Source organism: Phycicoccus mangrovi (assembly GCF_018729305.1).
Taxonomy (GTDB): Bacteria; Actinomycetota; Actinomycetes; order Actinomycetales; family Dermatophilaceae; genus Phycicoccus; species Phycicoccus jejuensis.
Genome location: NZ_JAHHWP010000025.1, coordinates 1 through 14,162, shown reverse-complemented (window position 1 = coordinate 14,162; position 14,162 = coordinate 1). Strand labels below are relative to the sequence as shown.

The window sequence follows — 14,162 nt, the reverse complement described above, 5'->3', positions numbered from 1 at the left end:
TCTCCGATGGGAGCACGGGTGGTTCGGTTGGTCGGGAGGGTGGTCCGTCGGGTGCCGCGCGGCGAGGCCGGGATGACGACGGCCGAGTACGCCGTCGGCACCGTCGCCGCGGTCGCGTTCGCGGCGCTGCTGCTGGTGGTGGTCAAGTCCGGCCCGGTCAAGGGTGCGCTGACGAGCATCATCGTGTCGGCGCTCGGGACGTGACCGGTCGTCGGTCCGAGCGCGGGGCGGTCACGGCCGAGCTGGCCGTGGCCGTCCCGGCGCTCCTCCTCGTGCTGGCCCTGGCCCTGTCCGCGCTGCAGCTCGGGGTCGACCGGCTGCGCTGCGCGGACGCCGCCCAGGTCGGGGCGAGGCTGCTCGCGCGGGGCGAGGACGAGGCGCTCGCGCGCGCGGCGGCGCAGCGGGTCGCGCCGCGCGACGCCGTCATCGGGGTGTCGGTGGCGGGCGACCGGGTCGAGGTGGCGGTCCGGTCGGCGGGTCCGCCGTTGCTGGGCACGCTCGGGACGGTGCCCCCCGCCGAGGCGGTCGTCGTCGCGCGGCGCGAGGACGCGGGTCAGGCCCTCCCGTGAGCGCCACCGTGCTCGTGGTCGGAGCGGCGGGGGCGGTCGTGGCGGTGGCCACCGGGGGCCTCGTCCTCGCCGGGGTCGCCACGGACGTCCACCGCGCCCGCGCCGCCGCGGACCTCGGGGCGCTGGCGGCGGCCGGTCCGCTCGTGGGTGGAGGCCCGCCCGACTGCACCGCGGCCGCCGACGTGGCGACCCGCAACGGGGCGCGGCTGGTCGCCTGTGGCACAGGGGAGGACGGGTCGGTCGTCGTGCGGGTGTCCGTCCCGCTCGGCGTCGTGGGCCGGCCGGGCGTGCCCTCGGTGGTCGACGCGACGGCCCGCGCCGGGCCCGTGACAGGCGGCCCGGGGTGACGTGCGGGACGGAGAGGGGCGGGTCAGTCGCGGCGGACGTCGGTGGGCGTGCCGTCGGTGCGGGACTCGGCGACCTCGGCCCGGCGGCGGGCGGTCTCGGTCGCGACGTGCTGCTCGGCGACGCGCTCGTCGGCCTGGCGGCGCAGCTCGGCGGCCTCCTCCTCGTGGCGGCGACGCTCCTCGGCGAGCTGGCGCTCGCGGGCGTCGACCTCCTCCTTGAGGCGCTTCTGCTCGGCGGCGCGCTCCTCCTGCGCGGTGCGGTCGGCCTCGCGGGCCTGGACCCGGCGGCGGTGGCCGCGCTTGAGGCCGCTGCGCAGGACGACCCAGCCGAGCCAGAAGAGGGAGATGACGACCATGCCGCTCACGAGGAAGACGATCGGCGGCAGCTCGACCTGACCGCCGAGCACGTTCATCACCACCGGGTCGTCGAGGCGGACGGCGCCGAGGACGAGGAGAGCCCCCACGCCGAGGGCGAGGACGACGAGGACGACACCGAGGAGGACCATGTCCCGGAGGCTACCGCCCTGACCAGCGGCGGAGCGCCCTGCGTGGCACCCGTCGTCCGGTGTCGAGGGTCGGTGCCGCGGGCCGTCGGCAGCGGGCCGCGGGAGGGATGGCGGCCGGCGCCCGTGGGGCGGTCAGCCCGCGGCGGCCAGGGCCAGCTCGAGGACGACGACCGCCCCGGCCTTGTCCAGCGGCTCGTTGCCGTTGCCGCACTTCGGCGACTGCACGCACGCGGGGCAGCCGCTGCGGCACGGGCAGCCGAGCACGGCGTCCCGGGTCGCGCGGACCCAGGCCTCGAACGCGACGAAGGCCCGCTCCGCGAACCCGGCGCCGCCGGGGTAGCCGTCGTAGACCATGACGGTCGGCAGACCGGTGTCCGGGTGCAGCGCCGTCGAGACGCCGCCGACGTCCCACCGGTCGGAGGTCGCGACGAGCGGGAGCATCCCGATGGCCGCGTGCTCGGCGGCGTGCAGCGCCCCGGGGACGGCCTCCTCGGCCACCCCGGCCGCGACGAGCACGTCCGGGTCGACCGTCCACCACACCGCTTTCGTCGTCAGCGATCGCTCGGGCAGGTCGAGAGCGTGCCGGCCGATGACCTCGCCGCTCGGCAGCCGCCGCGTGAAGGCGGTCACCTGGCCGGTGACGCGCACGGACCCGTACGCGGCACGGACCCGCGCCCGCTGCGCCACCCGGTCGGTCGAGAGGACGTCGAAGCGGCTCACCGACTCCGCGAAGGTCGACCAGCCCGGGTCCCCCCGGACGACGTGCGCCGCCCGGCCCTCGAGGTCGAGCTCGGTGACGACCCAGGCCTCGCCCTGGTGGACGTGCACGGCCCCCGTGTGGACCTGGGCGTGCGCCGAGGCCTCGTCGACGGTCCCGACGACCCGGCCCGTGCGCGTCTCGACGACGGCGACGACGTCGCTGGCCCCGCGCAGCGAGATGTGCTCGGCCGGCCGGTCCTCCCGGGCCCAGAACCACCCGGTCGGGCGGCGTCGCAGGATGCCGCCCGCGACGAGGACGTCGAGCAGGCGCCGGCTGCCGGGGCCGAAGAGCTCGAGGTCGGCCTTGCCGAGCGGCAGCTCGGCGGCCGCCGCAGCGAGGTGCGGGGCGAGGACGTGGGGGTTCTCGGGGTCGACGACCGTGGCCTCGACGGGCGCCTCGAAGATCGCCTCGGGATGGGTCACGAGGTAGCTGTCGAGCGGGTCGTCGGCGGCGACGAGCACGGCGAGGGACTCGCCGCCGGAGCGGCCGGCGCGACCCGCCTGCTGCCACAGGCTCGCCCGCCGTCCGGGCCACCCGGCCACGAGCACGGCGTCGAGGCCGGCGACGTCGATGCCGAGCTCGAGCGCGTTCGTCGCCGCGAGCCCCCGCACCGCGCCGGACCGCAGCCCGCGCTCGAGCTCGCGGCGGTCCTGCGGCAGGTAGCCGCCCCGGTAGGCGGCCACGGCGGCGCCCGACCCCGGGTCGAGGGCCTCGAGCCGGCGTCGCGCCCCGGTGGCCAATGACTCCGCCCCGGCCCGGCTGCGGGCGAAGGCCACCGTCTGCACGCCGTGCCCGACGAGGTCGGCGAGCAGCTCGGCGGCCTCCGTCGTCGCCGAGCGCCGCGTGCCGTCGGCGTCGGTGAGCGGCTCCCAGAGGGCGAAGGTCATCGCCCCGCGGGGCGAGCCGTCGGTCGTCACGGCGTGCACCGGCAGCCCGGTCAGGCGCGAGGCGTGGGCCGCCGGGTCGGTGACGGTGGCGGAGGCGAGGACGACGGTCGGGGACGCGCCGTACCGGCCGGCCACTCGACGCAGCCGCCGCAGCACCGCGGCGACGTGGGCGCCGAACACGCCACGGTAGACGTGGCACTCGTCGACGACGACGTACCGGAGATCCCGCAGGAAGCGCGACCAGCGCGCGTGCCCCGGCAGCAGCGAGTGGTGGAGCAGGTCGGGGTTGGTGAGGACGACGTTCGCGTGCTCGCGGATCCAGCGGCGCTCGTCGGGTGGGGTGTCGCCGTCGTAGGTCGCCGCCCGCACGCCCGGCACGGCGAAGGCCTCGATGCGCGCGAGCTGGTCGGCGGCGAGGGCCTTCGTGGGCGCGAGGTACAGCGCCGTCGGGCCGCGCACGCCACCACGGGTCGACGCCTCGAGCACGGAGGACAGCACCGGCACGAGGTAGCCCAGGCTCTTGCCGGACGCGGTGCCGGTGGCGAGGACGACGTGCTCTCCGGCCCGGGCGAGGTCGATGGCCTCGCGCTGGTGGCTCCACGGACGCTCCAGCCCACCGGCCAGCAGGGCCGAGAGGACGGCCGGCTCGAGGTCGTCCGGCCACTGCGCGAGGCGTGCCGGGCGGGCCGGGATCTGCTCGACGTGGACCAGCCGACCGGGCGGCCCGTCACCGGCGAGCCGGGAGAGGTGCTGCGCGGGGCTGGACACGCCGGTTACGGTAATCCTTGGTCCCGACGCCCCCAGAGCCCGGTGACCAGCACCGACCCCTGCCTGAGCCACCCGAGGAGTACGACGCGTGGAGCTTTCCGTCACGACGTCCCACCACGACGACGTCAGCGTCGTCACGGTCGAGGGCGAGGTGGACGTCTACACCGCGGCCCAGCTGCGCCAGACGCTCGACCAGGAGATCGCCGAGGGGCACACGCGCCTCGTCGTCGACCTCGACGCCGTCTCGTTCCTCGACTCCACCGGTCTCGGTGTGCTCGTCGGCCGGCTCAAGACGGTCCGCAACAGCAGCGGCTGGCTGCGCATCGTCTGCACGAGCGACCGCATCCTGCGCGTCTTCCGGATCACGGGCCTCGACAAGGTCTTCGGGATCCACGGCACGCTCGACGACGCCCTGGCCGCCTGACCGGCGCCGACGTCCCCGCCGGACGCCGGCGCGGTCGCTGCCGCACGCCCCTGACCAGCGGCGTCATCACGGGGTGTGAAACGCGTCACTCCGCCCTGCGCGGGCGGGTCGGCGGAGGAGACCGGTAGGGTCCGTGCCGTCCGCCCTTGTCGAGGCGCTGTTCGCGCTCGGGGGCGGTCCACGCCGTCAAGGAGGATGGAATGGCACCCCTCGCACTCGCGACCGCCGAGTCAGGAGGCCTGGACCTCACGGGCACGAACCTGACGCTGGTGGTGACGGTCGCGGTCATCGCGCTCGTGTCCCTCGTCATGGGCGTCGTGTTCCGTCGGCAGGTCCTCGCCGCCGACCCGGGCACGGAGAAGATGCAGGAGATCGGCGCCGCCGTGGAGGAGGGGGCCCAGGCGTACCTGAGCCGCCAGTTCCGCACCCTCGGCATCTTCGTCGTCCTCGTCTTCGGCCTCCTGTTCCTGCTCCCCGCCGACACCTTCGGGGTCCGCGTCGGCCGCTCGGCGTTCTTCGTCGTCGGCGCGCTCTTCTCCGCGGCCATCGGCTATCTCGGGATGAGCCTCGCGGTCAAGGCCAACGTCCGCGTCGCCTCCGCGGCCCGCCAGCCGGGCGGCCGTGACCTCGGCATGAAGATCGCATTCCGCACCGGTGGTGTCGTCGGCATGGCGACCGTCGGCCTGGGCCTGCTCGGTGCCTCGGTCGTCGTCCTGCTCTACAAGGGCGACGCCCCGAAGGTCCTCGAGGGCTTCGGCTTCGGCGCCGCCCTCCTCGCGATGTTCATGCGCGTCGGCGGCGGCATCTTCACGAAGGCCGCCGACGTCGGCGCCGACCTCGTCGGCAAGGTCGAGGCCGGAATCCCGGAGGACGACCCGCGCAACGCGGCGACCATCGCCGACAACGTCGGTGACAACGTCGGCGACTGCGCCGGCATGGCCGCGGACCTCTTCGAGTCCTACGCGGTGACTCTCGTCGCGGCGCTCATCCTCGGCTCGGTCGCCTTCGGCGAGAAGGGACTCGTCTTCCCGCTCATCGTCCCGGCCATCGGTGCCCTGACCGCCCTCCTCGGCGTCTACATCACCAAGGCCCGCCCGGGCGAGAACCCCCTGAGCGCCATCAACCGCGGCTTCTACATCGCCGCCGGCGTCTCGGTCGTCCTCTCGGCCGTCGCGGCCTACGTCTTCCTGCCGAGCACCTACGCCGAGTTGAACGGCGCGAACGAGGGGATCAAGCAGCTCTCCGGTGACCCGCGCCAGGCGGCGGTCCTCGCGGTCGTCATCGGCATCGCGCTCGCCGGCGTCATCCTCTGGCTCACCGGCCACTTCACCGGCACCGACAAGCGTCCGACGAAGGACGTCGCCCGTACCTCGCTCACGGGTGCCGCCACGGTCGTGCTCTCGGGCATCGGCGTCGGCCTCGAGTCGGCCGTCTACACCGCGGCGATCATCGGCGGTGCGGTCTACCTCGCCTTCCTCCTCGGCGGCGGCTCGACGGCGCTGGCGCTGTTCCTCATCGCCCTCGCCGGGTGCGGCCTGCTGACCACGGTCGGCGTCATCGTCGCGATGGACACCTTCGGCCCGGTCTCCGACAACGCCCAGGGCATCGCCGAGATGTCCGGCGACGTCGACGGCGAGGGCGCGCAGATCCTCACCGAGCTCGACGCGGTCGGCAACACGACGAAGGCCATCACCAAGGGCATCGCGATCGCGACGGCCGTCCTCGCGGCGACCGCGCTCTTCGGCTCGTACACCGACGCCTGGCAGACCGCGGTCGACGAGGTCCTGCCGGGCCTCGCGCCGCGCTCGATCGAGGACGCCCAGTGGCTGCAGAACGCCTACGGCCTCGTCACCGGGCCCGGCACCCTCGTCGGCCTCATCATCGGGGCGGCCGTCGTGTTCCTCTTCTCGGGCCTCGCGATCAACGCGGTGACCCGGGCCGCCGGCGCCATCGTCTTCGAGGTGCGCCGCCAGTTCCGCGAGATCCCCGGGATCATGGAGGGCACGGCCAAGCCCGAGTACGGCAAGGTCGTCGACATCTGCACGAAGGACTCGCTGCGCGAGCTCGCGACCCCCGGCCTCCTCGCGGCGCTCATGCCGGTCGCGGTCGGCTTCGGCCTCGGCATCGGGGCGCTCGCCGGGTTCCTCGCGGGGGCCATCGGCGCCGGTGCGCTCATGGCCGTCTTCCTCGCCAACTCCGGTGGCGCGTGGGACAACGCGAAGAAGATCGTCGAGGACGGCGCGCACGGCGGCAAGGGCAGCGAGGCCCACGCCGCGACGGTCATCGGCGACACCGTCGGCGACCCGTTCAAGGACACCGCCGGCCCGGCCATCAACCCGCTCATCAAGGTGATGAACCTCGTCTCGGTGCTCATCGCGCCGGCGATCGTCACCCTGTCGATCGGTCCCGACGCCTCCGCGCCGATCCGCTTCGGCATCGCCGCCCTGGCGTTCGTCGTCGTCGTCGCGGCGGTCGCGGTCTCCAAGAGCCGCGACCTCGCCATCGGCGGGGACGAGGACCCCGAGGCGGCCCCGGCGGAAGAGACCCGCCCCGCGCAGGTCTGACCCCGGCCCACCCTCGACGAGGGGCCGGTCCCACCCGGGGCCGGCCCCTCGTCGCGTCCCGGCGGACCCCCTAGGCTCGTCCCGATGACCGCGAACCCGCCCCTCGCCGACGCCGACCTCGTCGGGCGCCTGCGCGACGACCTCACCGCGACCGGCTTCACCGTCGGCGGGGTCACCGACCTCCTCGGCCCGATGGCGGCCGCCGCGCTCGACCGCGAGCAGGCCCTGCCCGCCCGTCGCGCCACCGCCGACTCCACCGACCCGCGTGCCGTGCTCGTGCGCCTCTTCACGCTCGGCGACCCCGTCGACGCCGCCGAGGTGGCCACGGCCCTGCCGAGCCTCGGCGTGGACGGCGCGGTCGCCCTCGGGCTCGTCGCGCCGGAGGGGGACGCCCTCGTGGCGCTCTGCGACCTGCGTCCCTACGCCGCCGACGGACGCGACCGCTGGGTGGCCTCCGACCTCGGGGAGCTCGCGCTCGGCCGACCCCTCGAGCCCGACCACGTCCTCGGCATCGGCGGCGCCTCCGCGACCCTCGCGGCGTGGACGCCCCGGCCGCACGTCGAGCGGGCGCTCGACCTCGGCACGGGGTGCGGGGTGCAGGCCCTGCACCTCGAGGACCACGCCGACGAGGTGGTCGTCACCGACCTGTCCGAGCGGGCCCTCGGCTACGCCCGGTTCAACGCGCTCCTCGACGGCGCCGAGTGGGACGTGCGCGCCGGCTCGATGCTGGCCCCGGTGGCGGGCGAGCGCTTCGGGCTCGTCGTGAGCAACCCGCCCTTCGTCATCACGCCGCGCTCGGGCGCGGTCCCGCTCTTCGAGTACCGCGACGGCGGGGCCTCCGGCGACGACGTCGTCCGCGACCTCGTCCGCTCCGTGGGCGAGCACCTCGAGCCGGGCGGCATCGCCCAGCTGCTCGGCAACTGGGAGGTGCCGCGGGGCGCCCACTGGCGCAGCCGGGTCGAGGAGTGGCTCGAGGGGACGGGCCTCGACGCGTGGGTCGTCCAGCGCGAGGTCCAGGACCCGGCCGAGTACGCCGAGACGTGGTCGCGCGACGGCGGGCACCACCCGGGCACGGCCGACTTCAACGCCATGTACGCCGCGTGGCTCGACGACTTCGCCGCGCGCGACGTCGAGTCCATCGGCTTCGGCGTCATCACCCTGCAGCGTCCGCGGACCGACCGCGCGCCCTTCCGCGACCTCGTCGAGGTCGGCTGGCCGGTGGCCACGCCGATGGGCCCGACGGTCCTCGCCGGGCTCGACGCACGGACGTGGCTCGCCGAGCACGACGACGACGCGCTCCTCGACGTCGCCTGGCGGTGCGCCGCCGACGTCGACGTCGAGACCCACCGCACGCCGGGGGAGGAGGACGCGCTGCTCGTCCTCCTGCGCCAGGGCGGCGGGCTGCGTCGCCAGCTGACCCTGTCGACGGTGACCGCCGCGCTCGTCTCGGTGTGTGACGGCGAGCTCACCGCGCGGCAGGCGGCCGCGGCCATCGGCGGGCTGCTCGGGGCCGACGACGCGGCCGTGCGGACCGAGGTCACCCGTTTCCTGCGGGACGCGGTCAAGGACGGGCTGCTCGTCGAGACCCGCTGACCTGCCCGTCCGTCCGGTGTGACGCAGGCCACAGCGGCACGCCGGGCCGGGGTGGGGCACCCGTGTCCACCTCCGGACAGGATGAACGCGCTGCGGTCGGGACCCCCTGCACGGGAACGTGTTCCCGCCCGACCCGCGGCTCCTCGACCCCGCCCTCCACCCCTGCCCGGAGGGCGGGGTCTGCCGCGTCCGGGAAAACCGCTTGTGAGTGAGTGCTCACTCACTTACGATGGCTGCTCGTGACCCCCCGCGCCCCCGCCATGAGCCCCGAGGACCGTCGCTCGGCGATCGTCGAGGTGACGATCCCACTCCTGCGCGAGCACGGCCCGGCGCTGACGACGAAGCAGGTCGCCGAGGCCGCGGGCATCGCCGAGGGCACCGTGTTCCGCGCCTTCGGCACCAAGGAGGAGCTCGTCGGCGCCTGTGCCGCAGCCGTCTTCGACACCACGGCGGCGGTGGCCCGGCTGCGGGGCATCGACCCCGGGCTCACGCTCGACGAGCGCCTGGCCGCCGGGGTCGCCGTGATGCACGCGCACCTCGAGCGGGCCATCGGGCTCATGGCGACCCTGCACTCGGCCGCGGTGCCGCCGCAGCGCCCGCCGGACGGCCCGCCGAAGCGCCGCTCGATGAGCGACCCGGCCGTCGACGCCGCCTTCGTCGACCTCATCGGCCCCGACGCGGACTCCCTGAGGTTCGACCCCCCGACCGTCGTCAACATCCTCGCCCACCTGACGCTCTCGAGCGCCCACCCGATGTTCCCCGTCCGGTCGATGACGCCGGCCGAGATCGTCTCCGTCGTCCTCGACGGCACCCGCCACCACACCGACCGAGAGGCCCGCTGATGCTCGTCCGCCTCGTCCGCACGCACCTGCGCCCGTACGCCGGTCCGCTCGCGCTGCTGCTCCTCCTCCAGCTGGCCGGCACGCTGGCCTCCCTCTACCTGCCGAGCCTCAACGGGCGCATCATCGACGAGGGAGTCGCGGTGGGGGACACCGGGTTCATCCTGAACGCGGGGATGCTCATGCTCGGTGTCTCCCTGCTCCAGGTCGTCGCGACGATCGCCGCGACCCGGATCGCCGCCCTCACCGCGGCGTCGATGGGTCGCGACGTGCGGGCGGCGGTGTTCAGCCGGGTCGGGTCGTTCTCCGCGCGCGAGGTCTCGCGGTTCGGCGCGCCGACCCTCATCAGCCGCTCGACGAACGACGTCACGCAGGTGCAGCAGGTCGTCTACATGGGGCTGGCCATCATGGTGTCGGCGCCGATCATGATGGTCGGCGGCGTCGTCATGGCGCTGCGCGAGGACATCGGGCTCTCGTGGCTCGTCGCCGTCGCGGTCCCGCTGCTCGGGGCCTCGGTCGGGCTCGTCATCAGCCGGATGATCCCCCACTTCCGCGCGATGCAGAAGGCCGTCGACACGGTCAACCGGATCCTGCGCGAGCAGATCACCGGCATCCGCGTCGTGCGCGCCTTCGTCCGCGAGGACGTCGAGCGGCAGCGGTTCGCCGACGCCAACGACACCTACACGGGCACCGCGCTCGCGGTCGGCCGGCTCATGGCCCTGGCCTTCCCCATCGTCATGGTCGTCTTCAACGCCTCGACCGTCGCGGTGCTGTGGTTCGGGGCGATGCGGATCGACTCCGGCGCCATGCAGATCGGGGCGCTGACCGCCTTCATGTCCTACCTGATCCAGATCCTCATGTCGGTGATGATGGCGACCTTCATGTCGATGATGATCCCGCGGGCCACCGTCTCGGCCGGGCGCATCGTCGAGGTGCTCGACACCCGCTCGTCGGTGCACCCGCCGGAGCAGCCGGTCGCCCTCCCGGACGGCCCGGTCGCCGTCGAGCTGCGTGCCGCGACCTTCGCCTACCCCGGCGCCGACGCGCCGGTCCTGCGCGAGGTGTCGTTCACCGCGCGGCCGGGCACGACGACGGCCGTCATCGGCTCGACGGGCTCGGGCAAGACGACGCTCGTCGGCCTCGTCCCGCGCCTGCACGACGTCTCCGAGGGGGCGGTGCTCGTCGGCGGGGTCGACGTGCGCGACGCCGCGCCGGAGGACCTGTGGTCGCGGGTCGGGCTCGTGCCGCAGCGGCCCTACCTCTTCAGCGGGACGGTCGCGAGCAACCTGCGCCAGGGGGACCCGGACGCGACGGACGAGGAGCTGTGGGAGGCGCTGCGCATCGCGCAGGCCGAGGACTTCGTCCGGGCGATGCCGCAGGGCCTCGAGACGCCGATCGCGCAGGGCGGCACCAACGTCAGCGGCGGCCAGCGCCAGCGGCTGGCCATCGCCCGGGCGCTCGTCCGGCGCCCGGCCGTCTACCTCTTCGACGACGCGTTCTCGGCGCTCGACGTCGCCACCGACGCGCGGCTGCGTGCGGCCCTGCGGCCGGTCACCCGCGAGGCGACCGTCGTCGTCGTGGCGCAGCGCGTGTCGAGCATCCGCCACGCCGACCAGGTCGTCGTCCTCGAGGACGGCGCGGTGGTCGGGGTCGGCACCCACGACGAGCTCGTCGCGTCGTGCCCCACGTACGTCGAGATCGTCGAGAGCCAGCAGGCGATGGAGGAGGTCGCATGAGCGAGCTGAAGAACGAGGAGGAGAAGGCGGCCGAGGCCCGGCGCGGCCCGGCGGGGGCCCGCCGCGGCGGCCCGCCGCACGCCCAGCTCGGGATGCCGACCGAGAAGTCCCAGAACTTCGGGCCGTCGGCCAAGCGCGTCCTCGGCCTGCTGCGCCCGGAGCGCCCGGTCGTCGTCGGGGCGCTCGTCCTGGCCCTCGGCTCGGTCGTGCTCAACGCGGTCGGCCCGAAGATCCTCGGCCGGGCGACCGACCTGATCTTCGCCGGGGTCTTCAGCCGGCAGATCCCCGCCGGGGTCACGCAGGAGCAGTTCGTCGAGGCGCTGCGGCAGCGTGGGCAGGGTACCGTCGCCGACGTGCTCGCCGCGATGGACCACGTCGTGCCCGGGCAGGGCATCGACTTCGGTGCGGTCGGGCGGGTGCTGCTGCTCGTCCTCGGCATCTACGTCGTCGCCGCGGTGCTCCAGCTCGTCCAGGGCAGGCTGCTCGTCAGCGCGGTCAACCGCACCGTCTACCGGCTGCGCGAGGCCGTCGAGGACAAGCTCAACCGGCTGCCGCTGCCGTTCTTCGACGCCCAGCCGCGCGGCGAGCTGCTGAGCCGGGTCACCAACGACATCGACAACGTCGCGCAGAGCCTCCAGCAGACCCTCAGCCAGCTCGTGACCTCGCTGCTCACGGTCGTCGCGATGATCGCGATGATGGTCTACATCTCGCCGCTGCTCGCGGTCATCGCCCTCGTGACGATCCCGGTGACGATGGTCGTCACGGCGGCCATCGGCAAGCGCTCGCAGGGGCACTTCGTCCAGCAGTGGAAGAGCACCGGCGAGGTCAACGCCGTCGTCGAGGAGACCTTCACCGGGCACGAGCTCGTCAAGGTCTTCGGCCGCCAGGCCGAGGCCGACCGCGAGTTCGCCGTCTCCAACGACGCGCTGCACCACGCGAGCTTCCGCGCGCAGTTCATCAGCGGCGTCATCATGCCGACGCTCATGTTCATCGGGAACCTCAACTACGTCGCCATCGCCGTCGTCGGCGGCCTGCGGGTCGCGAGCGGCACGATGAGCCTCGGTGACGTGCAGGCGTTCATCCAGTACTCGCGCCAGTTCACCCAGCCGCTGACCCAGGTGGCGTCGATGGCCAACCTCATGCAGAGCGGGGTCGCCTCCGCCGAGCGGGTGTTCGAGGTCCTCGACGCCCCGGAGCAGGAGCCCGACTCGGGGACGCCGGCCCGCATCGACGACCCGCGCGGCCGGGTGGCCTTCGAGGACGTGTCCTTCTCGTACCGCCCCGACGAGCCGCTCATCGAGCACCTCGACCTGCTCGTGGAGCCCGGCCAGACCGTCGCCATCGTCGGCCCGACCGGCGCCGGCAAGACGACGCTGGTCAACCTCGTGATGCGCTTCTACGAGCTCGACGGCGGGCGGATCACCCTCGACGGCAAGGACATCCGCGAGCTGACCCGTCACGACCTGCGCTCGCGCACCGGGATGGTCCTCCAGGACACGTGGCTGTTCGCGGGCACGATCCGCGACAACATCGCCTACGGGCGGCCGGGCGCCACCGAGGACGAGATCCTCGAGGCCGCCCGCGCCACGTACGTCGACCGCTTCGTGCACTCGCTGCCGGACGGCTACGACACCGTCCTCAACGCCGAGGCCGACAACATCAGCGCCGGTGAGCGCCAGCTCATCACGATCGCCCGCGCGTTCCTCGCCGACCCGTCGCTGCTCATCCTCGACGAGGCGACGAGCTCGGTCGACACCCGCACCGAGCTGCTCGTCCAGCACGCGATGGCCGCGCTGCGCAGCGACCGCACGAGCTTCGTCATCGCGCACCGGCTCTCGACGATCCGCGACGCCGACCTCATCCTCGTCATGGAGGCCGGACGGATCGTCGAGCGCGGCTCGCACGCCGAGCTGCTCGCCGCCGGCGGCGCGTTCGCCCGGCTGCACGCCGCCCAGTTCGAGGGCGCCGTCGGCGACCTCGAGGAGGCGGCGGTCAGCCCCTGAGGACCGGCGAGACGCGGGCGAGCTCGTCGGCCAGCAGCCGGCGCGTGGCCGTGGACCACGTTGCGCTCATGTGGCTGTTGTCGCTGTAGACGACCGTCGTGCCGACGACCACCGGGCAGGTGCTGCGCGTGCAGAACCACGCGGTGGGGTCGACGGTGCTCGCGCCGGCCTTTCGCGCGGCCCGGAGCGTCGCGGCTCGGCGCGTCGGGTCGCTGAGGGCCTCGCTCCGCGCGACCGCGCACGACCGGGCGTCGTCCAGGTGGGTGGCGAGGCACTCGGGCACGTCGCGGCGGGGGTAGGGCGTGTCGGCGATCACCGTCACCCCGATGCCCTGTGCGCGCAGGCCGCCGACCGTCGTCTCCACGCCGTCGGCCCAGCGCCCGGTGAACCCGGGGTCGGGCTTCTCGGAGCCGGTGAAGGCGCTGAGCAGCACCTGGTCCGGCTTCTCCGCCGCGATCCGCGCGAGCACCTCGCCCCGCCAGGCGTAGCACTCGCGGTAGTCGCGCTTGAGCAGGGTGTTGACCAGCCGGACGTCGTACAGCGGGCAGCCGGACTTGGTCATCGACACGACGCGCCAGTGCCGCTGGACCGCCACGGCCTCGAGCGCGGGCAGCCACTGGTAGGCGTGGGAGTCCCCGGCGAGGACGACGGTGGTGTCGGCGGCCGGGTCGCCGAAGACGCAGGTGCCGGCCGGGTCGCGGGCGATGGTCGTGTCGAGCAGGTCGACCATGCACGAGACGCCGTCGCCCGTCGTCGGGGAGGGGGTGTCCCGTGGCACGTCGGCGAGGGCCGGCGACAGGTTGGCGGGCAGCGCGCGCAGCGTCGTCGCGGCGTCGACCGCGGCGACGATCCGGGCGGGGTCGACGCTCGCGGCCTCCGCTCCCGTCCCCTTCGGGTCGGGGATGAGCACCGCCGCGGCGAGGCTCACCGACGCGGTGACACCGGCGACGCCGAGGCCCGCGCCGACCGCCCGCCACGGCAGCCGCGCCAGCGCCCGCATCCGCCGCACGGGGTCCTCGAGCCCGAAGTAGGAGATCGTCGAGAGCCAGAGGGCCAGGGCGAGGGTGGCGGTGGTCTGCAGGGGGGTGGGGGTGGTGTCGAGGTAGGTGGGGGCGAGGGTGAGCAGGGGCCAGTGCCAGAGGTAGAGGCCGTAGGAGATGCGGCCG

The 14,162-nt window shown here is 74.4% G+C and carries 12 protein-coding genes; 9 read left to right on the top strand and 3 right to left on the bottom strand.

Annotated features, from left to right (window positions below):
- The first annotated feature begins 51 nt into the window (after positions 1-51).
- From KMZ30_RS19590 to KMZ30_RS19580, 3 genes are read left to right on the top strand one after another with little or no spacing between them, the layout of a single operon-like run.
- On the top strand, positions 52-204 hold the full coding sequence (locus KMZ30_RS19590) for a DUF4244 domain-containing protein (protein WP_308279734.1): 153 nt from the start codon (positions 52-54) through the stop codon (positions 202-204).
- Complete coding sequence (locus KMZ30_RS19585) at positions 201-569, top strand: TadE family type IV pilus minor pilin (RefSeq protein WP_215512885.1); 369 nt, start codon at positions 201-203, stop codon at positions 567-569. Before KMZ30_RS19590 ends, KMZ30_RS19585 begins: the two co-directional genes overlap by 4 nt.
- Complete coding sequence (locus KMZ30_RS19580) at positions 566-916, top strand: Rv3654c family TadE-like protein (RefSeq protein WP_215512884.1); 351 nt, start codon at positions 566-568, stop codon at positions 914-916. The genes KMZ30_RS19585 and KMZ30_RS19580 overlap by 4 nt, the downstream gene beginning before the upstream one ends.
- Before the next feature lie 23 nt (positions 917-939).
- On the opposite strand, the gene KMZ30_RS19575 is transcribed toward KMZ30_RS19580, so the two are convergent.
- Together KMZ30_RS19575 and sftH are read right to left on the bottom strand one after the other, a co-directional pair.
- Positions 940-1,422, bottom strand: a complete 483-nt coding sequence (locus KMZ30_RS19575) for a hypothetical protein (RefSeq protein ID WP_051750060.1) — start codon at positions 1,420-1,422, stop codon at positions 940-942.
- A 132-nt stretch (positions 1,423-1,554) separates the two neighbouring features.
- On the bottom strand, positions 1,555-3,837 hold the full coding sequence (gene sftH / locus KMZ30_RS19570) for a DEAD/DEAH box helicase (protein ID WP_215512883.1): 2,283 nt from the start codon (positions 3,835-3,837) through the stop codon (positions 1,555-1,557).
- An 88-nt stretch (positions 3,838-3,925) separates the two neighbouring features.
- Here sftH and KMZ30_RS19565 point away from each other — a divergent pair, with 88 nt between their 5' ends.
- The 6 genes from KMZ30_RS19565 (at position 3,926) to KMZ30_RS19540 (ending at position 12,996) form a co-directional block, all read left to right on the top strand.
- Positions 3,926-4,261, top strand: coding sequence for an STAS domain-containing protein (locus KMZ30_RS19565; protein ID WP_215512882.1), 336 nt, complete (start codon positions 3,926-3,928; stop codon positions 4,259-4,261).
- 200 nt (positions 4,262-4,461) lie between these two features.
- A complete protein-coding gene (locus KMZ30_RS19560; RefSeq protein ID WP_215512881.1) occupies positions 4,462-6,825 on the top strand; it encodes a sodium-translocating pyrophosphatase in 2,364 nt (787 codons plus the stop codon).
- An 84-nt stretch (positions 6,826-6,909) separates the two neighbouring features.
- Complete coding sequence (locus KMZ30_RS19555; RefSeq protein WP_215512880.1) at positions 6,910-8,418, top strand: DUF7059 domain-containing protein; 1,509 nt, start codon at positions 6,910-6,912, stop codon at positions 8,416-8,418.
- Between the two features lie 239 nt (positions 8,419-8,657).
- Positions 8,658-9,260 (top strand): TetR/AcrR family transcriptional regulator, encoded by a 603-nt coding sequence (locus KMZ30_RS19550; RefSeq protein WP_215512879.1) that lies wholly within the window; start codon positions 8,658-8,660, stop codon positions 9,258-9,260.
- The gene (locus tag KMZ30_RS19545; RefSeq protein ID WP_215512878.1) at positions 9,260-10,993 is read left to right on the top strand and encodes an ABC transporter ATP-binding protein; all 1,734 of its coding nucleotides are present in this window, start codon (positions 9,260-9,262) and stop codon (positions 10,991-10,993) included. The genes KMZ30_RS19550 and KMZ30_RS19545 overlap by 1 nt, the downstream gene beginning before the upstream one ends.
- A complete protein-coding gene (locus KMZ30_RS19540) occupies positions 10,990-12,996 on the top strand; it encodes an ABC transporter ATP-binding protein (protein WP_215512877.1) in 2,007 nt (668 codons plus the stop codon). The genes KMZ30_RS19545 and KMZ30_RS19540 overlap by 4 nt, the downstream gene beginning before the upstream one ends.
- On the opposite strand, the gene KMZ30_RS19535 is transcribed toward KMZ30_RS19540, so the two are convergent.
- On the bottom strand, positions 12,986-14,162 hold a 1,177-nt coding region (locus KMZ30_RS19535), incomplete at its 5' end, for an acyltransferase family protein (RefSeq protein ID WP_264318927.1). The two genes, KMZ30_RS19540 and KMZ30_RS19535, sit on opposite strands and share 11 nt — an antisense overlap.

Coding starts and splice junctions, on each gene's coding strand:
- KMZ30_RS19545 (WP_215512878.1), top strand. CDS start 9,260: ATGCTCGTCCGCCTCGTCCGCACGCACCTGCGCCCGTACGCCGGTCCG.
- KMZ30_RS19540 (WP_215512877.1), top strand. CDS start 10,990: ATGAGCGAGCTGAAGAACGAGGAGGAGAAGGCGGCCGAGGCCCGGCGC.
- KMZ30_RS19575 (WP_051750060.1), bottom strand. CDS start 1,422: ATGGTCCTCCTCGGTGTCGTCCTCGTCGTCCTCGCCCTCGGCGTGGGG.
- KMZ30_RS19560 (WP_215512881.1), top strand. CDS start 4,462: ATGGCACCCCTCGCACTCGCGACCGCCGAGTCAGGAGGCCTGGACCTC.
- KMZ30_RS19555 (WP_215512880.1), top strand. CDS start 6,910: ATGACCGCGAACCCGCCCCTCGCCGACGCCGACCTCGTCGGGCGCCTG.